The 21,331-nt window shown below is 34.7% G+C and carries 26 protein-coding genes; 16 read left to right on the top strand and 10 right to left on the bottom strand.

Annotation, left to right across the window (positions count from 1 at the left end):
* The first annotated feature begins 40 nt into the window (after positions 1–40).
* From G581_RS0104560 to G581_RS0104550, 3 genes are read left to right on the top strand one after another with little or no spacing between them, the layout of a single operon-like run.
* A complete protein-coding gene (locus G581_RS0104560) occupies positions 41–1,117 on the top strand; it encodes a type IV pilus twitching motility protein PilT (protein ID WP_028844799.1) in 1,077 nt (358 codons plus the stop codon).
* Positions 1,114–2,295, top strand: coding sequence for a type IV pilus twitching motility protein PilT (locus tag G581_RS0104555; RefSeq protein WP_028844798.1), 1,182 nt, complete (start codon positions 1,114–1,116; stop codon positions 2,293–2,295). Before G581_RS0104560 ends, G581_RS0104555 begins: the two co-directional genes overlap by 4 nt.
* On the top strand, positions 2,295–2,699 hold the full coding sequence (locus G581_RS0104550; RefSeq protein ID WP_028844797.1) for a hypothetical protein: 405 nt from the start codon (positions 2,295–2,297) through the stop codon (positions 2,697–2,699). The genes G581_RS0104555 and G581_RS0104550 overlap by 1 nt, the downstream gene beginning before the upstream one ends.
* 74 nt (positions 2,700–2,773) lie before the next feature.
* Here G581_RS0104550 and G581_RS0104545 read toward each other — a convergent pair whose 3' ends face one another.
* Positions 2,774–3,442, bottom strand: coding sequence for a Crp/Fnr family transcriptional regulator (locus G581_RS0104545; RefSeq protein ID WP_028844796.1), 669 nt, complete (start codon positions 3,440–3,442; stop codon positions 2,774–2,776).
* A 101-nt stretch (positions 3,443–3,543) separates the two neighbouring features.
* Here G581_RS0104545 and hcp point away from each other — a divergent pair, with 101 nt between their 5' ends.
* Positions 3,544–5,157 carry a hydroxylamine reductase gene (gene hcp, locus G581_RS0104540; protein WP_028844795.1) on the top strand — a complete coding sequence of 538 codons (1,614 nt, stop codon included), beginning with the start codon at positions 3,544–3,546 and terminating at the stop codon, positions 5,155–5,157.
* 24 nt (positions 5,158–5,181) lie between these two features.
* Here hcp and tgt read toward each other — a convergent pair whose 3' ends face one another.
* Both tgt and G581_RS0104530 read right to left on the bottom strand, forming a co-directional pair.
* Positions 5,182–6,303 carry a tRNA guanosine(34) transglycosylase Tgt gene (gene tgt, locus G581_RS0104535; protein WP_028844794.1) on the bottom strand — a complete coding sequence of 374 codons (1,122 nt, stop codon included), beginning with the start codon at positions 6,301–6,303 and terminating at the stop codon, positions 5,182–5,184.
* Between the two features lie 22 nt (positions 6,304–6,325).
* Positions 6,326–7,174, bottom strand: a complete 849-nt coding sequence (locus G581_RS0104530) for an SPL family radical SAM protein (RefSeq protein ID WP_028844793.1) — start codon at positions 7,172–7,174, stop codon at positions 6,326–6,328.
* Between the two features lie 25 nt (positions 7,175–7,199).
* On the opposite strand from G581_RS0104530, the gene G581_RS0104525 reads away from it, so the two are divergent.
* Genes G581_RS0104525 through G581_RS0104510 form a run of 4 tightly spaced genes read left to right on the top strand, consistent with a single transcriptional unit; the run spans position 7,200 to position 9,453 of the window.
* On the top strand, positions 7,200–7,907 hold the full coding sequence (locus G581_RS0104525; RefSeq protein WP_038065215.1) for a ubiquinone/menaquinone biosynthesis methyltransferase: 708 nt from the start codon (positions 7,200–7,202) through the stop codon (positions 7,905–7,907).
* A 6-nt stretch (positions 7,908–7,913) separates the two neighbouring features.
* Positions 7,914–8,687 carry a prolipoprotein diacylglyceryl transferase gene (lgt, locus tag G581_RS0104520; protein ID WP_028844791.1) on the top strand — a complete coding sequence of 258 codons (774 nt, stop codon included), beginning with the start codon at positions 7,914–7,916 and terminating at the stop codon, positions 8,685–8,687.
* Positions 8,684–9,121, top strand: a complete 438-nt coding sequence (locus G581_RS0104515; protein ID WP_028844790.1) for a hypothetical protein — start codon at positions 8,684–8,686, stop codon at positions 9,119–9,121. The genes lgt and G581_RS0104515 overlap by 4 nt, the downstream gene beginning before the upstream one ends.
* Positions 9,122–9,123: 2 nt before the next feature.
* Entirely contained in the window at positions 9,124–9,453 is a 330-nt protein-coding gene (locus tag G581_RS0104510; RefSeq protein ID WP_169368382.1) for a hypothetical protein, read from the top strand.
* Here the strand turns inward: G581_RS0104510 and phoU are convergent.
* Entirely contained in the window at positions 9,439–10,143 is a 705-nt protein-coding gene (phoU, locus tag G581_RS10635; protein WP_038065121.1) for a phosphate signaling complex protein PhoU, read from the bottom strand. The genes G581_RS0104510 and phoU overlap by 15 nt on opposite strands.
* Before the next feature lie 174 nt (positions 10,144–10,317).
* Here phoU and pstS point away from each other — a divergent pair, with 174 nt between their 5' ends.
* A complete protein-coding gene (gene pstS, locus G581_RS0104500) occupies positions 10,318–11,325 on the top strand; it encodes a phosphate ABC transporter substrate-binding protein PstS (protein WP_028844788.1) in 1,008 nt (335 codons plus the stop codon).
* Positions 11,326–11,369: 44 nt separating this feature from the next.
* On the opposite strand, the gene aroD is transcribed toward pstS, so the two are convergent.
* Complete coding sequence (gene aroD, locus G581_RS0104495; RefSeq protein ID WP_028844787.1) at positions 11,370–12,065, bottom strand: type I 3-dehydroquinate dehydratase; 696 nt, start codon at positions 12,063–12,065, stop codon at positions 11,370–11,372.
* Positions 12,066–12,175: 110 nt separating this feature from the next.
* On the opposite strand from aroD, the gene G581_RS12195 reads away from it, so the two are divergent.
* Together G581_RS12195 and G581_RS0104490 are read left to right on the top strand one after the other, a co-directional pair.
* On the top strand, positions 12,176–12,346 hold the full coding sequence (locus tag G581_RS12195; RefSeq protein ID WP_204365489.1) for a hypothetical protein: 171 nt from the start codon (positions 12,176–12,178) through the stop codon (positions 12,344–12,346).
* Between the two features lie 257 nt (positions 12,347–12,603).
* Positions 12,604–14,529 (top strand): cytochrome c3 family protein, encoded by a 1,926-nt coding sequence (locus tag G581_RS0104490; RefSeq protein WP_028844786.1) that lies wholly within the window; start codon positions 12,604–12,606, stop codon positions 14,527–14,529.
* Here the strand turns inward: G581_RS0104490 and G581_RS0104485 are convergent.
* Genes G581_RS0104485 through G581_RS11610 form a run of 3 tightly spaced genes read right to left on the bottom strand, consistent with a single transcriptional unit; the run spans position 14,510 to position 15,977 of the window.
* Positions 14,510–14,866, bottom strand: a complete 357-nt coding sequence (locus G581_RS0104485) for a hypothetical protein (RefSeq protein ID WP_028844785.1) — start codon at positions 14,864–14,866, stop codon at positions 14,510–14,512. The two genes, G581_RS0104490 and G581_RS0104485, sit on opposite strands and share 20 nt — an antisense overlap.
* On the bottom strand, positions 14,863–15,507 hold the full coding sequence (locus tag G581_RS0104480; protein ID WP_028844784.1) for a cytochrome b: 645 nt from the start codon (positions 15,505–15,507) through the stop codon (positions 14,863–14,865). The genes G581_RS0104485 and G581_RS0104480 overlap by 4 nt, the downstream gene beginning before the upstream one ends.
* The gene (locus G581_RS11610) at positions 15,504–15,977 is read right to left on the bottom strand and encodes a QcrA and Rieske domain-containing protein (protein WP_051178854.1); all 474 of its coding nucleotides are present in this window, start codon (positions 15,975–15,977) and stop codon (positions 15,504–15,506) included. The genes G581_RS0104480 and G581_RS11610 overlap by 4 nt, the downstream gene beginning before the upstream one ends.
* Before the next feature lie 109 nt (positions 15,978–16,086).
* On the opposite strand from G581_RS11610, the gene G581_RS0104470 reads away from it, so the two are divergent.
* From G581_RS0104470 to extJ, 4 genes are read left to right on the top strand one after another with little or no spacing between them, the layout of a single operon-like run.
* Positions 16,087–18,279 (top strand): molybdopterin-dependent oxidoreductase, encoded by a 2,193-nt coding sequence (locus tag G581_RS0104470; protein WP_028844783.1) that lies wholly within the window; start codon positions 16,087–16,089, stop codon positions 18,277–18,279.
* A gap of 1 nt (position 18,280) precedes the next feature.
* Entirely contained in the window at positions 18,281–18,841 is a 561-nt protein-coding gene (locus tag G581_RS0104465) for a 4Fe-4S dicluster domain-containing protein (RefSeq protein ID WP_028844782.1), read from the top strand.
* A complete protein-coding gene (gene nrfD / locus G581_RS0104460; RefSeq protein WP_028844781.1) occupies positions 18,838–19,824 on the top strand; it encodes an NrfD/PsrC family molybdoenzyme membrane anchor subunit in 987 nt (328 codons plus the stop codon). Before G581_RS0104465 ends, nrfD begins: the two co-directional genes overlap by 4 nt.
* A 36-nt stretch (positions 19,825–19,860) precedes the next feature.
* A complete protein-coding gene (gene extJ / locus G581_RS0104455; RefSeq protein ID WP_028844780.1) occupies positions 19,861–20,151 on the top strand; it encodes a selenite/tellurite reduction operon protein ExtJ in 291 nt (96 codons plus the stop codon).
* A 71-nt stretch (positions 20,152–20,222) separates the two neighbouring features.
* On the opposite strand, the gene G581_RS12335 is transcribed toward extJ, so the two are convergent.
* Positions 20,223–20,348, bottom strand: coding sequence for a hypothetical protein (locus G581_RS12335; RefSeq protein ID WP_275574440.1), 126 nt, complete (start codon positions 20,346–20,348; stop codon positions 20,223–20,225).
* Positions 20,349–20,395: 47 nt separating this feature from the next.
* Entirely contained in the window at positions 20,396–20,773 is a 378-nt protein-coding gene (locus G581_RS0104445) for a hypothetical protein (protein WP_028844779.1), read from the bottom strand.
* 168 nt (positions 20,774–20,941) lie between these two features.
* On the opposite strand from G581_RS0104445, the gene G581_RS10620 reads away from it, so the two are divergent.
* Positions 20,942–21,331, top strand: a 390-nt coding sequence (locus G581_RS10620; protein WP_204365488.1) for a transposase, incomplete at its 3' end; no start/stop codon positions are given.

Genomic DNA, 21,331 nt, shown 5'->3' with positions numbered 1-21,331 from the left:
ATGCATTCTCTTATTCTAAAAATTCTGCTATAATTAAAGCATGGCGCGGATAGATGCTTTTTTTAAACTAATGCTTGAAAACAAAGCAAGTGATTTACATCTTGTTGCTGGAAGCCAGCCTGTTTTAAGAATCAACGGAGAACTTGTAAGAGTTCAATATAAAGTTTTCGATAATGAGGATTTGAGGAAGCTTCTCTATGAGATTACTCCTGAAGAAAAAATCAAAATATTTGAAGAAACAGGAGACCTCGATTTTGCTCATGAGATTCCAGGCGTTGCTCGTTTTCGTGTTAATTACTTCAAGCACAAAGAGGGTGTGGGGGGAGCATTCAGACATATTCCCAATGAAATAAAAACCATTGATCAACTTGGATTACCTCAGGTCTTGAAACAATTCGTAATGCTTAAAAAAGGAATTGTGCTTGTTACAGGACCCACTGGTTCAGGTAAATCCACTACTCTGGCTGCAATGATTGATCACGCTAACACAAACAGAAAAGAAAGAATTATAACAATCGAAGATCCTATAGAGTTTATTCATCCAAACAAAGGATGCGTTATTTCTTACAGAGAAGTAGGAACGCATACAGAAAGCTTTGCAAAGGCTCTAAGAGCAGCTTTAAGAGAAGACCCTGATATAATTCTTGTGGGTGAAATGAGAGATATTGAAACAGTTCAGCTTGCTTTAGAAGCTGCAGCAACAGGACATCTTGTATTCAGTACTCTTCATACTTCATCTGCAATTAAAACAGTTGATAGAATTATAGATGTTTTCCCACCTGAGCAGCAGGCGCAGGTAAGGACATCTCTCAGTGAATCCCTTGAAGCAGTTGTTGCACAGACTCTTATAAAAAGGGCAGATGGAAGAGGAAGAGTTGCTGGATGTGAAATTTTAATTAATAGTTACGCTGTTGCAAACCTTATAAGAGAAGGTAAAACTCATCAGATACTTTCAATTATGCAGACAAGTAAAAAAATAGGAATGCAAACTATGGACGATACTTTACTTCAGCTTCTTCAGGAACAGAAAATCTCTCCGGAAGATGCATATGAAAGAGCAACCGATAAACAGAAGTTTGCCAAATTCCTCAAGGAAATTCCCGAAGGTCTTAAATGAGAAAGCAGGAACTTGATTTTATATTAAAAAATCTTGTGAATTATCATCCTGAAATTTCAGATATAGTTTTTACTGTTGGTAAGCCTTTTCAGGTTATTCTCTGGGGAGAATTAAAACCAGTAATACTGAAAACCTGCCCAATAGAAGTGTTGATGCCTTTTCATACAGAAACTATTGCTTTAAGCCTGATTTCAAATGTTCAAACAAAATTACTGGATAATTATTTTAACAATGGCTACTGTGATTTTTCATGCTCTCTTGAAAATCTAAGATTTAGAGTAAATATATTTTCTCAGCGAGGAAACTTTTCAATTGTAATGAGGAAACTTCCTGAAAGGATTCCAACAGTAGAAGAGCTTCATTTACCAAAAATTATATATGATATTGCTCAGGAAAAATTTGGACTTGTTCTTGTTACAGGACCCACTGGTTCAGGTAAATCCACTACTTTAGCACTCATTCTTGATCTTATAAATGAGTCCAGAGCCTGTCACATAATTACCTTAGAAGATCCAGTTGAATTTATTCATATTCATAAAAAATCTACTTTTAATCAAAGAGAGCTTGGTGTTGATTTCTTCAGCTTTGCTGATGGACTGCGTGCTTCATTAAGACAGGCTCCCAATGTAATACTTGTTGGAGAAATAAGAGACAGGGAGACTCTTGAGATTGCATTGATGGCTGCTGAAACAGGACATCTTGTTTTAAGTACTCTTCACACAACAGATGCTGGACAGGCAATTCATAGAGTGTTGAGTATGCTTCCTCAGTCAGAAGAACCTTTTACGAGACTTCGTCTTGCAGAATCTCTTAAATGGGTTGTAAGTCAGAGGCTTCTTCCAAAAATGGGTGGTGGCAGAATAGTAGCAACAGAAGTTATGAGGAAAAATCTCAGAATAAGAGAATTAATATTAAATGGAGAGACTCCTGAAAAAACCTTTTATGATGTTATTGAAACATCTGGAGCCTTTGGTATGCATACTTTTGATCAAAGCATAATAAACCTTTACAATGAGGGTTTGATTACTGAAGAGGTAGCTATGGCTTATGCATCAAGTAAAACTAATGTTAGACAGGAACTTGATAAAATTAAAATTCAAAGAGGTGAAAAAACTACCGACCTTGAAGGTTTAAGTATAGATGTTGATTATGAGAAAAAAATCAAAAGAGGTATTTAATGCCTAAGGCTGTAATATATGGAAAAGATGGAAATAAAATACAGAAAATACTCACAGCTTTAAAATCTCAAGGATTTAATTGCTTAACTGTTTTATCTTATGATGAAGCAGTATTATTGTTAGAAACGGAAGATGATATAATTTTTGTTATAAATGAAGGCAATGATTCAAATAAATTGATTCAAAACATTACTAGTTTACCGATGTATAAAAGACGAAATATTTTCCTTGTAATTGTAGGAGATAATGTTCCCACAATGAGCAGACTTTTTGCCTTTAAAGAAGGCCTGAATTTAACTGTGAACACCAAAGATATTGAAAATTTTTCTGCTTATTTTAAAAAAACATATCTTGAATATAAAAATTTCTATAAAAATTTTAAAGAACTAGCTATTAAGTATTAACCTTTTAAAAACAAAATTTTTGGAATGTTAGTAGGTTAATATTTAAAAAATCCGCACTGGAATTTTACTATCTTTTAATTTCTAATTAAATCGTAAAGCTTATTTATATCTTTTATAATAATTTTGTGCTTATTTTCGTAGATATAACCTTCTTTTTTTAGTTTGCTTATTACTCTTATCGCTGTTTCTGTAGTTGTTCCAGCCATTTCAGCAAGCTCCTGTTTTGTGAGTTTTAAATCTATCAAAACTCCATCTGAAAGTTTTTTACCATATTTTGTGGTAAGCTTAAAAAGCTGATGTATTATTCTTGAAGGAACATCTTCTAATGCAATATTTTTAAGGGTATCAATTCCTGATTTTAATCTTGTAGTGATATGATGCAACAACTGACTGTGCAATTCTGGATATTTATTAAAAATTTGAAGGAATATCTCTCTTTTAATTTTCCCTACTTCACAATCCTCCATTGCTATGGCATTGGCTGGATAAGGGAATCCTTTAATTACTGCCAGAGTACCAAAAAAATCAGGTGCATCAATGATTTCAAGAACTACGTCTCTTCCATCAGCCGAAGATTTAGAGATTTTAACCTTACCCTTCAAGAGAAAATAAGACCATAAAGGTTCATCTCCTTCGTTAAAAATTGTTTTTCTTTTTTTGAAATTTTTTATTATTAAATTATTTTCAAGCTTTAACAGATCATCACTACTCAAATTGTTAAAAATAGCAATTTCTTGTAACATAGCTAATTTTAACAAAATTTTATGATTTTAATCATAGTTTTATTTATGAAATTCTATTAATATTAAAACCAGGATTTAATAATAAAAAAGGAGGTCTGGCTATGTTTTGTAGGCAGTGTGAACAAACATCAAATCAAATTGCGTGCACCAAACTTGGGATATGCGGTAAACAACCAGATGTGGCGGTATTGCAAGACTTGCTCTTATATGCTCTTCAAGGACTATCCAGCTATGCAAAAGAGGCATTGAAAGGGGGTAAACTTGGCAACAAGGTAAACAAATTTACTATTGCTGGACTTTTTGCAACACTTACAAATGTTAATTTTGATGGTGAAGCAATTAAGAATTTTATTTATGAAGCAGTAAGGCTTAGAGATGAGCTTAAAAACGAGGGCTTTAGAGTTACAGAAACAGACGCATCTAAATTTATACCATCAGATAACTTTGCAGAACTTGTAAAACAGGGAGAAGAAGTCAATGAAAAACTTTTTAAACAGTCATCAGATGAAGATATTCAATCATTGAAAGAAACAACACTTTATGCATTGAAAGGTATTGCTGCATATGCGGATCATGCTCAGATTCTTGAACATGAAGACGAAAATGTCTATGCTTTTATCTATGAAGCTCTTGATGCCATGCAGAGAGATGGAGATTTGAATTTCTGGCTTAATATGGTTCTTAAAGCAGGAGAGATTAATCTCAGAACAATGGAACTTCTGGATGCTGCAAATACTGGCAAATATGGACATCCAGTCCCAACTGCTGTACCACTGGGTCACAAAAAGGGTAAGGCAATAGTGGTTTCAGGGCATGATTTAAGAGATCTTGAGCTGTTGCTACAGCAGACAGAAGGTAAGGGAATATATATTTATACGCATGGCGAAATGCTTCCATGTCATGGATATCCAGAGCTTAAACAATATAAACACTTTTACGGACATTATGGCACAGCCTGGCAAAACCAGCAGAGAGAATTTTCTCAGTTTCCAGGTGCAATTCTTATGACGACAAACTGTATTATAAAGCCACAGGATTCATACAAAGACAGAATTTTTACAACAGGAGTTGTTGGCTGGCCAGGTGTTAAGCATATAAAAGATAAGGACTTTACAGAAGTAATAGATAAGGCACTTGAACTGCCAGGATTTACTGAAGACAAAGATGGCAAAACTGTTATGGTAGGATTTGCAAGGAATTCTGTCCTTTCTATTGCTGATAAGGTAATAGAACTTGTAAAGGCTGGCAAGATTCGTCATTTCTTCCTTGTTGGAGGATGTGATGGAGCAAAACCTGGAAGAAGCTATTATACAGAGTTTGTTGAGAAAGCACCAAAGGATACGGTAATCCTTACCCTTGCATGTGGAAAATTCAGATTTTTTGATAAAGAGCTTGGTTCAATTGATGGCATTCCAAGACTGCTTGATGTTGGTCAGTGTAATGACGCTTTCTCTGCCATTCAGATTGCACTTGCACTGGCAAAGGCTTTTAATGTGAGTGTAAACGAGCTTCCACTCTCACTAATTCTTTCATGGTTTGAACAGAAAGCTGTGGCAATTCTCACAACGCTGCTTTATCTTGGAATTAAAGATATTCGGCTTGGTCCAAGCCTTCCAGCTTTTATCAGCCCGAATGTATTAAATGTGCTTGTTAATAATTTTGGGATAAAACCAATTAAGACTGCTGATGAGGATTTAAAGGCGATTCTTGGATAAATCACGCTTTCCTGCTCCTCGGGTTTATTCCCGGGAGCAGGAATTTTTCTCAAGAACTGGTAACCATGCAGATTTAAAATTCTGAAATCTATTTTCTGATATAGCGTTACGTATTTTTTCAAAAAATTGATAATAAAAGTAAAGATTATGAATTGTATTAAGCCTCATGGAAAGAATTTCTCTACACATGTAAAGATGTCTTAAAAAAGCTCTTGAATAGTTTGTACATGTATAACAATCACACTCAGGGTCTAAAGGAGTTGAATCATCTTTAAACTCGCTTCTCTTTATACTTATTTTGCCCTGAGATGTAAAAAGAGTTCCGTTTCTTGCATTTCTTGTTGGCATTACACAGTCAAACATATCAACTCCTTTATCAATAGCGTATATTATATCAATCAGATCTCCAACACCCATAAGATAACGTGGTTTATTCTCGGGCATACAGGGTACTATTTCTTTTAAAACTTCATACATATCTTTTTTTGGTTCTCCAACACTCAATCCTCCGAGAGCATATCCTTCAAAACCTATTTTTAAAAGATCTTCGATGGCTTTATATCTGAGTTCTGTATAAACACCACCTTGAATTATTCCAAACAGTCCGTGTTTACTGTTTTGTTTTTCAAAAAAATCCCTGCATCTTTTTGCCCACTGTGTTGTAAGCATCAGAGACTTTTCAACATAGCTTCTGTCTGAAGGGTAAGGAACACATTCATCAAGCACCATCATAATATCTGAACCGAGAGCAAGCTGAATTTCTATTGCTTTTTCTGGAGAGATAAAATGTGTTGAACCATCAATATGAGAACGAAATTCAACTCCTTCAGTATCTATTGTTCTTAAAGAAGCAAGACTATAAATCTGAAATCCTCCGCTGTCAGTAAGAATTGGAGCAGACCAGTTTATAAACCTGTGTAATCCTCCGAGTTTTTTGATAATTTCATGCCCTGGTCTTAAATAAAGATGATATGTATTGGAAAGAATAATCTCATAACCAATTGAAGCAATTTCATCAGGAGTCATTGCCTTAACTGTACCATTTGTTCCAACAGGCATAAATGCTGGAGTATGCACTATACCTCTTTCTGTTTCTATTATTCCTGTTCGAGCAAAACCGTCCTTTTTCAGGATTTTGAAACGCATTTAATATTTTAGCAGTTAATAACTATCTAATTAAATGGCTGGCATCGCAGGAACTGGATGTATTAAACTCCGGGAATCCTTCTCTACATGAAGAAAATGTAAAAGAAAAACTATCACATATCTGTTTTACTCTAAAGATTATCTTCTTTCTTAAATCAGTGGATAAGTACCTGGAATTTCCAATTTTTTGACCATTTTTATAATAGAGTCTGTTAAGGGATGAAGCAAACTCTGGATAGGCTAATTTCAATTTTTTCCAGTTATCCCATCGTGGCTTAAAAGTGCTTGCTGTTACATGCTTTACTCCGGATTCCCTGGCAAGCTTAAGTATAGATTCAATCTCATATTCATTTATAAAGGGAATTATAGGGTCAAGTCTCAATCCTGTTGGAAGGTCTTTACTTAATTTTTCAAGAGCTCTAAATCGTTCATAAGACGATGGAGCATTTGGTTCAAGCTGTTTGTAATGTTTAAGGGTTGTTACGGTAATTGTTACACATGAGCGCATATCTTTAAGTAAATCTACATCACGGCAGACAATATCGCTTTTTGTGAGTATGAGAATTCTCATTTCATGTTCTTTGAAAATCTTCAGACACTGCCTTGTAAGTTCAAATTTTTTTTCCATAGGAGGATAAGGATCTGAAGTATTACACAGGGAAATTAGTGAGTTTGCAGGAATTTTTTTTATCTCTTTTTGTAGGCTTTCAATGAGTTTTTGTTTGGCACGACAGTTGAAGAACTCTTTTATATAGGATGATGCGTAACAGTACAGACATCCATGTGCACAGCCTGTGTAAGGATTCAGAGAGAATTTTGAAGGACATGTGCACAGCTTGTTTTTCCACGGATCAAAAGAGCGAGTATACATGATTTATTATGCTATAATTTTTCATATGAATGAAACTGACGAAATAAAATTGATGTTTGATAAAATCGCACACAGGTATGACTTTCTTAATCACTTTCTTTCCTTTGGGCAGGATATTATATGGAGAAAAGAAATGGCAGACCAAGTTGTAGATAATAATACTCATCTTGTTTTAGACCTAGCTTCGGGAACAGGAGACTCGGCAATTGCTTTACTTAAAAGGGGAGTTAATGTGATAGGATTAGACATAAGCTTTGAGATGTTAAAAACAGGTGCAAATAAAATAAAAAAAAAGTATTCCAGACAGAGTCAATTATTTAATAAAAAAATATCATTCTTTCCTGTTACAGGTTCTGGATATCAAATTCCTATGAGAGACAGCTTTGTTGACGCTGTTACCTCTGCATTTGGTATAAGAAATATGCATGATACCGAGGATGCTTTAAGAGAAATCTACAGAGTTATCAGACCAGAGGGCAGAGTTGTGATTCTTGAGTTTTCTTTGCCAGAAAGCTCCATCAGAAAACCCTATCTTTTTTATCTGAAAAAAATTATACCGGCTATGGCTTCAATGCTTTCAGTGAAATCAGCTTACGAATATCTGGGAAAATCTATTGAAGAATTTTATAAACCGTCTGAGTTTGTTCGTCTGCTTGACAGATGTGGTTTTAAAAACATAAAAGCTTTTTCCCTAAGTTTTGGTTGCGTTTATCTATATGTTGGCGTAAAATAATTAATTATGCTTCCATATCCAGATATAAGTCCTGAAATTGTAAGGATTGGTCCACTTTCAATTCGCTGGTATGGTTTAATGTACCTCGTTGGATTTATCTCATCTTATCTGATTGTCAAAAGAGAGATACACAGGAGAGGTTTGCGCGTTGAAAAAGATTTTCTTGAAAATCTGTATTTTTATTTAATTCTAGGACTTTTGATTGGTGCAAGACTTGGTTATATCATATTTTATAATCTTCCGTACTATCTTGAGAATCCCCTTGAAATTTTTGCTATATGGCGTGGAGGCATGTCCTTTCATGGAGGACTGATTGGAGTGATCCTGGCAATATGGTTTTTCACAAGAGCTAAAAAGTTTGATTTTTTTACTCTAACTGATATGCTTGTGCTTACCGCGCCTATAGGACTGGGACTTGGAAGAATAGGAAACTTTATAAATGGAGAGCTCTATGGAAGAATAACAGATGTTCCATGGGCAATGATTTTCCCTGACGGAGGACCTCTTCCAAGACATCCAAGTCAGCTTTATGAAGCAACTCTGGAAGGTGTAGCACTTTTTTTAATTTTATGGTTTTTAAAAGATAAGTTCAGTCGTTCAGGGATTGTTTCATCTTTATTTCTTATTTTATATGGAATTTTTCGCTTTGTTATTGAATTTTTCAGAGAGCCTGACCTTCAGGTTGGATATATCCTCGAGGTTTTTACAATGGGACAGATTCTCTGTATAACAATGATAGTAATTGGTGTGGCATTGTTTATCTACAGGACTAAAAAATGATTGAATATTCTCCTGAGCTTATCAAAAGGTTGAATAACTTAAAAAAACACACTTTTTTTGAAATTCTTGATCTTGTTGATAGAGTATTCATAATTGTTGACTACAATGAAAATGTCATCATAGGGAAAAGAGGTTTTTTACCTGAAGAAAAAGAAAGAGGACTTGTTCTTGTTTTCAACAGCCAAATGAAGTTTCAATGGGATGACGAAGCTTTATTAGCTACTTTGGTATTTGGAGGAGCTCGTGAGAAGTGTTACATCCCTATAAATTCGATAGCAGCAGTATTTTCTCCTGAGCTCAGGGTTCAACTTACAGTCCCTGTTTTAAAATTAATTAACTCTGAAGAACCATCTGACTCTTTGAAAAAGGACATTTCTGAGGAAGATAAAATCTCAAAAATAATAAATCTTTCAGACTTCAGGAAGAAAAAATGAGCATGGAAAAATATTTAAAAGAACTTATAATTTATCATTTAAAACAGAAACTTGGCAGACTTCAGCAGGAGTTAGAGTATACACAAGAACCTCCTCCAGATTTAAAAATTTTAAGCTATAGCGTGATCATCGGATATATTGATATCGTGACTGAAAAGGAAATTACATCTGAAAGGATTACTAAATGGAGGCAACTGATTTCTGAAGGATATAAATTAACGATAGTTGTTCCAAAAGATGAAAAACTTAAAATAACAGAAGTTTTATGGAAGGAAGGAATTACTGAAAAAGTAAGTATTGGCACATACGAGATAAATCTATTTCTGCCTTGACATGAAATCTTCTAAACATAGTTTATGAATCTCTTCAGTAACAAATGTCTGTCTTAACATCTTACCTTCTACCATATAAATAACCATTTCAGCTATATTTGTAGCATGATCAGCAATTCTTTCAAGATACTTAGCAATAAACATTCTTTTAAGGGCAAGAGGAATAATATCAGGATTTTTAACCATTAGCTCAAATAGTTCATTATGGTTATTTTTTAGTAATTCATCAACTTTGTCATCTCTTTTAATAACATCGTAACAAAGATCAATATCTTCCTTAACAAAAGCATCTATAGCATCCTCAACCATACTTTCAGTTACTTCTGCCATTTTAGGAATATTTACAAATGGTTTTAAAAAAGGTTCCTGATTAAGCTCTATTGCTCGTTCAGCAATATTTACGGCAGAATCACCCATTCTTTCAAGATCTGTACTTATTTTCATTGCTGTAGTTATAAATCTTAAATCCTTTGCCAGTGGTTGCCTCAGAGCAATTAATCTGATACATTCTTCATTTATTTCAACCTCAAGTCCATTAATAAGATTGTCCCTTGAGATAACTTGTTTTGCAATGTCACTATCTCTTTCAATGAGAGCTTTAACTGATTTTCTTATTCCTTCTTCAACAAGACAACCAAGAATAAGGATTTTTTCTTTTAGTTTTCTTAATTCATCATCCAGAATGCCCATCATTGCCTCCTTGATCTGTTACTTAGAAGCATTTTAACAGTTTTTATGTTATAAATGATAGGTTTTAACAGAAATTTAATATTACTGTAACCCTGTTTTAACATATGCTGTGCTATTATTTTAAATATAAGAACAGGAGCCTGGCTCCGAAAAATATTTTAGAAGGAGGTTTTTATGAAGCAGTTAACTTTCTTAAGCGTTATGCTTTTTGTCTTGCTCAGTTTCACTTTGGGTTATTCTGCTGAGATGCTCAATGGCGCTGGTGCAACATTCCCATATCCTCTTTATTCGAGCTGGGCAGCTCAGTATCAAAAAGCTACAGGTATTAAAATCAACTATCAGTCAATCGGTTCCGGTGGTGGAATCAGACAGATTAAAGAAAGAACAGTTGATTTTGGAGCATCAGATATGGCTTTAAAACCTGAAGAGCTTGAAAAGTCTAAACTCATCCAATTTCCAGCTGTAATCGGAGGAGTGGTAGCAATTATAAATGTTCCTGGAATTTCTTCAGAATCTCTGGTGCTTGATGGAACAACCATGTGCGAGATATTTCTTGGCGAGATCAAACAGTGGAATGATCCTAAGATTAAAGCTTTGAATCCAAAACTCAATTTACCTGCTAATCCAATAACAGTGGTGCACAGATCAGATGGATCAGGAACAACAGCCATATTTACTCATTATTTAAGTGGAGCATGTAAAAAATGGGCTGATCAGGTTGGTTATGGAACAGCTGTAAGCTGGAAAACAGGACTTGGTGGAAAAGGCAATGAAGGTGTGGCAAATTATGTAAAAAGAACGCCTTATTCCATTGGATATGTTGAGTTTGCCTATGCTAGACAGAATAAACTTGCTGTGGCAAAATTAAAAAATCCAGCAGGACAGGTAGTTGCACCTGATTTTGACAGTTTTGCTGAGGCTGCAGCCACAGCTCAACTTGACTCCAAAAATCATTTTTATTCATGGATGACAAACTCTCCTGGTAAAAAAGCATGGCCTATCACAGGTGCTACATATATTCTGCTTGCAAGAGAAAAAAATGATGTCAATAAGTCTGTTATCCAATTTTTTGACTGGGCTTTTAAAAATGGTGATGGAACGGCAAAAAAACTTGACTATGTTCCATTACCAAACTCTGTTAAAGATAAGATAAGAGCGTATTGGAAAAATTATATAAAATAACATTTATAGCCTGGGGAGGGATTTAATCCTTTCCAGGCTATTTTTTAATTACTTCTCACCCCGAGTATTCTGAAAATATTAACAATATCCTGCAAAGAAATCTGTCCCGGTGCAGAATTTATATTTAAACTGGCATATGTTATTAGAGAATAAAATACTGGATTTATTATACGCGAGGGGATTCCTTTTTCACCCATTCCTATAATAATAATTTTATCATTCCTGTGTTTAAGAGTAAAAAGAAGAAGGGTTTCAAGATCCCTTTTTTTATTAACCATTGTTGCAATCTTCACTATATCTGCATTGAGTTTTTTAGCATCTTTAAAAACTACTTCTAATTCATCTACGGAAGGAGTGAGGTCAAATCTATGATAGGAAGCAATTAATTTTATATTATGTTGTTGGCTAATTTGTCTCAAAGATGGAGCCTCTTTTGAGAAAATTTCAATATCAAAAAATTCACAATAGGGTATTAATCTTTCATAAATTTGCAATCTATTGTCAATGTCCTTTTTCCCACCTTCTTGAGAAGACCTTATGGTGCAGAGAATAGGGAGATTAAACTTTTTCTTCGCCAGAGCAAAAATATTTTCTATAGTATTTAAATTATCATCGCATGTTTCAAACATATCAACTCTTAATTCAATAAGATCAGCACCTTCTAATGATTCTTTACTGATAGACAAAATATCACGATCTGTAAGAACGACCGCTATTGCCGGTAGATTTTTAAGCAGCATACTAAAGTTTAACAGTTTTATATCACATCTATCCAAAATAATTTTTAACCATTGAAAAGTGTGGAAATTCCTCTAAAAAATCTCTCTGAAAAGTAATTGTTTCCTCAGAATTGAAAAAAGGGCAAGACAAAGTTTATGGTAAACAGGTAGTGACCCTATTAAAGAATCTTACAGGATTTACATCATCAAAACATGTTGTAGCATTCATAAAGTTTAACTCTGATATAATCTTCAATCATGCAAAACTTAAAGACTTTTTAAACCATACAGGGATCAATTAAAACTGAAGAATCGTTATAATGCCAATTCCTTTAGCAGTAATCTCAAGAAGTCCACAAAAGTAGAGAACTGATTTGAGAAAGTAAAAGAGCCTGGGCATGTTGAGATAGATCTTGTATATAACTTGAGGAGCATCAACAGAGGCTTAACAACGTCTAACTTTAAAAACTATTTCAAAGAGATTTTATTTTGAGGAAAGATGTTTAAAAAGACTATTATATTGAGGCTAATTTATTAAGCTTATATGTTAAAATTTTAAATGTCTTTTAAGCTGGGTAGAATTAGTAATTTCGCAACTCCGTTAACAATCACTATTTTTTTTATTCAGTTTTTTTTAGTTATTTTAGTCTTTGGATATAACTATTATATGGATTCTTCTGAAAGCTGTATTGTCTGTCACAGTTCAAAAGAAAAAATGCAGGATTTTGGTTATCCACAATTTTTTATTACTGTTGAGGATGTTAGAAAGCAGACAGGTCATAAAACGGTTTTATGCAGGGACTGTCATCTTGGAAATGGCAGAGCTTATGATAAAGATATCTCTCACAGGGGAATGTTAAAACCTGTCTTTGTCAATGAAGAAGCTGAACCAGTAGATAGAAAATCTGTATACAGTAAACAAGAGTATAATGTTAATAAGATTGAACCTCTTGGGGATAATGCTCTATTTGAACTTTTACCTAAAAAGCAAGAGAAAGGCGAATTTGTATTGCATCCTGAGATAAGAAATATGCTCTGGCATGACAGAGAAACTAACAGTTTTAATTTTGATCCTGAACTTGCGAAAAAAACCTGTGGTAAAAGAGGTTGTCACGGTGAAGAACTAAAACAGTTTAAAACCTCGATTATGGCAAGAAATTTCAGACAGCGAACTATGAAAACATGGCTTAAGCCATACGGACCACATAACTGCGGACCTTCCTTTGCTGATCTTCCACCGCAAGAGGTTTTAAAAAAAGCTGGTTTTGATTTTACCAATACTGAAAAAATAAGACACGAGATTAATATACCATTTACAGATGAACAGACAATCACAAAACAACGACTCTGCAATGTCTGTCATGCAGGATGTCTTGACTGTCATTATGCTCCATCCAAGGAAAAAGGTTCTCATGCTTTTATAAAAATTCCAGATTCATATAGTTGTATGGGAAGAGGGAGAGGAAATTCAGTCTGCCATACAGGTTCAGCTCATTCAAGAAGAGGCGAGACATATATTGGAAAATTTTATTCAATTCCGCAGGGAAGAGAGGCTGATATACATTTCAAAAAGGGCATTCACTGTGTTGAGTGTCATCAGACAGGCAGAAAAGGAATGGGTGATATGCAAAGAAAAGCAAGTTGTCAGGACTGTCATATGGAAATTGAACAAGCTCACGCAAAATCAATTCATAAGAATTTAACCTGCACAGCCTGTCATGTCAATGAAGCAGGCGGGTATCAAATAACGATATGGGGGAAAGGATATGTTGGAGCAAAGGAAACTCCTTTTAAAAAATATTCACTCTACTACGGAATCCAGAAGCCTTTGATTTTAATGAAAGATCAGAAAGGAATCTGGTTTCCAGTCAAAATATTCCCTCATAGTGTTGGAAACATTAAAAATGATGTGGCTTCATCTGAACTTAGGTTTAGATGGCAGAATTCTGAAACAAGAGACATGTATTACATAGTCGGAACATTTGATGAACTTCCATCTGCAAATAAACATCTTCTATGGTTTCAGATTGAGGAAGTAGCTCATCCATTTGGAAAAGCAAGAAGTTGCGGAAGCTGTCATGGTGATAAACAAATTTCTATTTCTAAGTGGCATTACGAAGATATACAGGGTGCAGAACCATTTCAGGGAGGCTATAAAATAGTTGCTAATAAAAAGGGATTAAGATTGCAGAATTTCTGGCATAATAAAATTGAAGTTTTACCAGGCTTTGATTTATGTGATTTTGCTTCCTGGGTTTATCTTACTGATAAATGGTTCATACCCGGTGATTTTTCAATTAACGTTGACAGGGGAAAATATAAAAAATATCTAAATCTTTACGTAAAAAACCTAAAAAGTATAAAGCAGCTAGAACAAAAAATTAAAAATGAGAAAATCAAATTAAAACTCAATGAAATAAAAGCAATTATAATTCACAATTCAGAAATACAGTGGAATGAATTCCTTAAAAAAAAGCCTCAATAAATGTCCCGATCAGAAACAATAAAAAGAAGCTTAAACCTATTAATGCTGTGAATTTCCATCCAATATATTTTTCTACAAATGGTATAGAAATCAGAAAAATAATAATGATTAAAGGAATTAACAACCCTCCGATAAATACAGTCTGAGATGAGAAAAATCTCAATAACCAGAATAGCCATAGATAATACCATTCCGGCCGAGGTTGATAAGCGGCTGTAAGATCAATTTCTCTGCCAATTACAGGAGGAAAAATAAAAGCACAAACAAGAATTAGCTCAAAGGTAACAATTGCAAAAAATAGAATTTCAATCAGATAATCAGGATAAAACTTCTTCATAGAGGTTTTGATACTCCAAGCTTTTTTATCATATGGAAATGAGCCCAGAGTAAAATTACCACGATCAAAGGGAACCACAACACATGAAGACTGTAAAATCTTATAAGTGTAATACCTGTAACATCATATCCGCCTCTTATAATCAGTAACAGAGTCTGTCCTATAAATGGTATTGAACCCGCTATATTTGTTCCAACAACAGTTGCCCAGTATGACTTCTGATCCCATGGAAGAAGATAACCGGTAAATCCTTCAAGCATGACAACAACAAATATAAAAACACCAACTATCCAGTTCAATTCTCTGGGAGGTCGATAACTTTTTGTAATAAAGACCCTAAAAGAATGAATCATAATACTCACAATTAAAAAATTCGCAGACCATTTATGGATGCCTCTTATTAATTTGCCAAGATTGACATCTTCATGAATTCTTTGAATGCTGAGATAAGCCTCTTTTTCAGACGGCACGTAGTATAAAGATAAAAATAGACCTGACACAAAACACAGAAGAAATGATGTGAATGCAATTCCTCCAAAACAGTAAAAATAGTTAATTCCTTCAGGAATGTCTCTTTCGAAAATTCCCCTGTGAGCCGATTTCAGTCTGAATCTATCAATAAACCAATCTACAATATTCATAACTTTAGCCCAATAAAAATTTTACCATTTTCTATTTTAACAGGAAGTCTATGAAGAGGTTGTCTTGGAGGTCCTGCAAGAACATTGCCTTCAATATCATAGCACCCGCTGTGACAGGGGCAGATAAATTCATTGGCATTTCTGTCAAAATTCACAAAACAACCAAGATGAGTACAGACAGGTGAAAGAGCAATTAATGAATTGTATCTAACAAGAAATATTTTCATTTTCATATTCTCATTGATTTTTACTTCTATTTTTTTTACTCCTTCTCTTGGTATGCTGTCAGAGTCAATTTCATAAAATTTATAGTTTTTCTTCTTTGATTTACTTGGTTTTAAATAAAATACGCCGGTTATGATAAAAATAAAAGAAATTAGATAAAAGAAAAAGCTTATAATTTTTTTTAAGAATTTTCTTCTATCTGTGCCATAACCATTGTAATTTTCATTTTTTTTGTTCAAAATCATACAACTTATCCTGATTGAAAAATTATTGACAATTTTTTTAATTTCGATTACTATCTAATTAAATGAATGTAACTAGTATATCAGATATATAAAAAAGAAAGATTATGGTATGACTGTCAGTAGAAGAGATTTTTTAAAAATTGCCGCTGTTACAGGCGGAATAGCTGTAGCTGGAACTCCTGTAATTAAATCTGTTTTAGCTCTTGGAAAAAAACCTGTGCCACTTGCTCAATATGTTCCAACAACATGTGAAATGTGTTTCTGGCGCTGTGGAGTAATTGCAAAAGTAGTTGATGGTAAAGTTGTAAAACTTGACGGGAATCCCTTGCATCCTAATAGTCGTGGAAAATTATGTGCAAGGGGGCATGGAGGCATAGGGCTTCTTTATGATGCTGATAGATTGAAAACTCCGCTTATTAACACTGGAAAACGAGGAGAAGGAAAATTTAAAAAGGCATCATGGGATGAGGCTCTGGGTTATGTGGCAGATAAAATGCAAAAAATCAAGGACCAGTATGGTGCAGAATCAATTGCCCTTCTTACACATGGCACAATATCAACATATTTTTTACATCTCCTCCAAGCTTTCGGTTCACCAAATTTTGCAATGCCATCATTCGCACTGTGTCGTGGTGCTCGTGGAGTTGCCTTTGAGGTTACCTATGGTGAGGATGTGGGCAATCCTGAGCGACTTGATATTCAGAACAGTAAGGTTATTGTTCTGATAGGAAGCCATCTTGGAGAAAATGCCCATAATTCTCAATGTCAGGAGTTTGCAGAGGCAGTTAGTAAAGGAGCAGAAGTTATAGTTGTTGATCCAAGATTTTCAACAGCTGCTGGAAAGGCAAAATATTGGTTACCCATAAAGCCTGCAACTGACCTGGCGCTTCTACTTGCATGGATAAATGTAATAATAAATGAAGAGAGTTATGATAAAGATTATGTAAACAAATATACAGTTGGATTTAAAGACGTTGTTCATGAAATCAGAAATTATACTCCAGAGTGGGCACAAAAGGAGACAGAGATTCCTGCCAGTCTCATTGTTGAGACCGCAAGAATAATGGGCAAAAATAAACCAAATGTGCTTATTCATCCTGGAAGACATACAGCATGGTATTCTGACAATGTGCAGAGACAGCGGGCTGTTGCCATACTTACAGCACTCTTGGGTGCTTATGGAAGGCCTGGAGGAATATATTTAAACCCGAAGAAAAAACTCGAGCCTGTGTTTTTATCAGAAAAGGACTATCCTGAGCCTCAAAAACCATCAATCAATAAAGGTAAGTATCCATTTGCCGGTGAAGAAGGAATCACTCATGCAATTGTTCAAACAACACTTACTGAAGATCCTTATCCAGTTAAAGGATGGTTTATAACCGGGACTAATATCATGAAAGCAATGCCAAATCAGAGAGATACTCTGCAGGCTCTGCAAAAACTTGACCTTCTTGTTGCTGTTGATATGATGCCATATGATGGAGTGATGCTTGCAGATGTTGTGCTTCCTGAATGCACTTATCTTGAAAGACATGATGACTTATTTACAGTCAAAGAAAGAGCCTTTGGAATATCCTTTCGTCAGCCGGTAGTTCAGCCGATGTATGATACTAAACCAGGTTGGTGGATAGCTAAGGAACTTGGTAAAAGACTGGGTCTTGCAGAACATTTCCAATGGAACAGTCTTGAGGATTTTTTGAAAATAAAATGTGACACATGGGGAATAGACTACAGTGAACTTGTAAAAAAAGGATATATGAGTTTCCCGGAGACTGAAAAACCTTATATTACTCCTGACAATCAGCCTATATTCAAGACTTCATCAGATAAAATAGAGCTTTACAGTAAGGAGCTTAAGGAAAAAGGATTTGACCCTGTTCCAAAATATACTAAACATGAACAACCACCTGATGGCTGGTTTAGATTGATTTATGGGAGGGCACCTGTTCATACATTTTCAAGAACTATCAATAACACATCTTTATCTGAGCTTATGGATGAAAATGTAGCATGGGTAAATGCTGAAGTTGCAAAAAGATATGGATTAAAATCCGGAAAATATATTGTTCTTATTAACCAGGATGGAGTAAAAAGTAACAGGGTTAAGATTAAAGTTACAGAAAGAATCAGACCTGACTGCATTTATGTTGTTCATGGATTTGGTGCTACGTCAAAGCTCTTACACAGAGCCTACTTAAAAGGAGCTGATGACCAGCAACTGATAACAAAATATGCGATTGATCCAATCTCGGGTAGTGTTGGAATGAGGGTTAATTTCGTAAAAATTGCCAAGGAGTTCTGATATGCCGAAATATGTAATGGTAATAGATGTTGAAAGGTGTATTGGTTGTATGGCATGTGTTATTGCATGTAAAAAGGAAAACAATATTCCCGAAAAGTATTTCAGAACAAGAGTTGTGGAAGAGGTTAGAGGCGAGTTTCCAAATTTGAGAATGGAACTCAGATCAGAACTATGCAATCACTGCGAAAATGCTCCATGCATAGATGCCTGCCCTACAAGAGCATCTCATAGAGCAAAGGATGGCACAGTTCAAATTGACAGAAAAAAGTGTGTAGGCTGTAAAGCATGCATACTGGCATGTCCTTACGATGCTAGATACTCCCATCCAGATGGATTTGCTGATAAATGCACATTCTGTGATCACAGAATTAAAGAAGGCAGGGATCCAGCGTGTGTTGAGACATGTCTTGGAAAGTCAAGAATTTTCGGAGATCTTGATGATCCCAAGAGTGAAGTTTTTCAAATTCTAAAAAAACATGATTCCAGCGTTAGACTCGAGTTTGCAGGTACAAATCCGAGAGTTTTTTACATTAAGAAGAAGTTTGTAGGAGAACTATCATGATAGAACTGAGTATAACAGGAACAAATGCAATAACCTATCCCTATTTAGAGGTATGGGATTGGCGGATAATTATCTATCTCTTTTTAGGTGGACTGTCTGCTGGAATGCTTGTAATGTGTTCAATTGCCAATTTAAGGATTCCCAAAACAGATGTCGAAGAACTTGCTCAATGTGTACGTGCACCATTTGTTGCTTTTATCTCACTTATCATTGGTGCTATATTCATATTTTTAGACCTGGGTAAACCAATTCATTCTATTTGGCTTTATCTGACATTTCAGCCTCTTTCTCTTATGTCTTGGGGTTCATGGGGTGTTCCAGTAGTCTTGATAACTAATGCTTTATACATCCTGGCAGTAATACCGAAAGACAAAAGACATCTTCTAAAATTTAACTCCCTTATAAAATTAGCAGAAATGGCTGCTATAAGGATGAGATCAATAGCAAAATTAAATTTCGTGCTTGGAGTATTTCTTGGTATATATACAGGTGTACTTTTAAGCTCATTTGCAGCTATACCATTATGGAATAACGCTACACTTCCTATTCTGTTTCTAACTTCTGCACTGTCATCAGGTGCTGCTATGGTAGTTATTATAGCTAATAAGTCTGAAATAAAATTTCTCTTTACAAAAATTGATATCTGGCTTATTGTTGCTGAGCTTATTGTAATTCTGCTTTTCTTTTATGGCCTTTATACATCAACAGCTCCTTACAAAAGAGCAATTCAGCCTTTCTTTTCTCTGACAAGCGAACATTTTATATTCACTATTGCTTTGATTTCAATATTTTTGCTTTTACCTCTTGCCCTGCGAATTAAACTCGGAGAATTAAAAGAGTTTGAGGGAGGGTTCCATGGCGAGTTTACAAAGGCTCAAATTTTCAGAATGAATTTTGCTGCTAGTCTGGTACTTGCTGGAACCTTTATTTTAAGGGCAGCAATTGTTTATGCAGGGCAGTTAACAAAACTTTCTGCTTATTGATATAATTTAAAAAACGTACAAAAAGGAGGTGATAAAATGAGGAAAGCGGTAGCATTAATGGTAGTTTTAACATTTATTCTTGCAGTAGCGTTTGCTTCTTTTGCTGCTGAGGCTAAAAAATCTGATGTTGTAAAAGGAACCGTCACAAAAATTGAAGGAAACAAGCTTACAATTAAGCAAGCTGATGGTAAAGAAGCTACAGTTGAAGTAAAGGATGCAAAAGGCATTAAAGTCGGTGACAAAGTTACAGTTAAAGGTGGTGTTGTAGCAAAGGAAAAAGCAAAGGACGAAAAATCCCCAAAAAAGAAAGCAGTTGAGGGATGCTAAAAACTTTCACGGGGGGACATTCTCTCCCCCCTGTTATTCGGTATTTTTTGTTATGCCATGCATTATATTTTTTAAAAATAATTCATCCTGATGTCTCTTAGAACATGCAGCTTAAGTTCTTTTTCTGCGAGTATTCTTTTTAGTCTTAGATTTTCATCTTCAAGAACTTTAAGTCTTTTTGCTTCACTACTAGACATACCTTTTAGTTTCTGTCTATATTTATCAAATTATCATTACCTTTTATTTAGCCTATATGAAGTTTGAGATGCTCTTCCCATTCTTTGCGAGAGATGGTTTTAATAAATGGCTTTGCTTCTTCCTCTGTCATTTTAGGATTGTAATATGTAATGTTTAAATATTTAGTCATAATAAAGTATAAATCTGTGTTATCTAAATATTTTTTTATTTTTAACTCTGAGTAATCGCCTCCGAAGATAATTACCAGTTGATCTTCTGCAGTATGATTTGTTGAAGTAAAACCCACATTCCCCCTTCTCAGTAATGCAGGCTTTGCCGGAGCATCACCCCTGGAATTGTATTTACTTGACCTAAGGATTCTGCCCATGGTTGCTTCTGGTTCATACCATATGTCATTTATTATAAATTCTTCTTTCTCATTCAACTTCTGCCATATTTCTTCTGCTTCTTCCTGTGTGCCATTTTTGGAGGTTAAAATAAAATTGTGTCTGATTAATGGTTATATTAGTGATAATATAGGGGAATGGAAAAACCTAAAAAAGATAATAACACAGGGAAACGAAAAAAGAAAATCAATATAAGGGAGGAGACCATGCAAAAAATTAAAGAGATGGGCTTAGAAGATCTTGCAACAGAGATAGCAGAGATGGAACCTCAAGCTGCAATGAAATACATAACTGAGATGTTACTTAATCTTTTCATGTTAAAAGAGAGGGATTTCTTTCTTAAATCAGATGACAGTGAAGAAAACAAGGCAAATGGATTTTATCCAAGGAATCTTGCCTGCATGTTAGGTAATCTATCTCTTAAAATTCCAAGAGACAGATCAGGACAGTTTAGACCCCAGGTGTTACCAAAGGAGTGGCAGAGATACGACAAAGACTTTCAAGACTTACTGCTTAATCTGATACTACAGAGTTACTCACCAAGCAGAATAAGAAGTCTTCTTAACTCACTTAATCTTCCATATTCTATGAAAGAG

The sequence above is a fragment of the Thermodesulfovibrio thiophilus DSM 17215 genome (assembly GCF_000423865.1).
Classification (GTDB): domain Bacteria; phylum Nitrospirota; class Thermodesulfovibrionia; order Thermodesulfovibrionales; family Thermodesulfovibrionaceae; genus Thermodesulfovibrio; species Thermodesulfovibrio thiophilus.
This window is presented reverse-complemented; position numbering and strand designations above follow the sequence as displayed.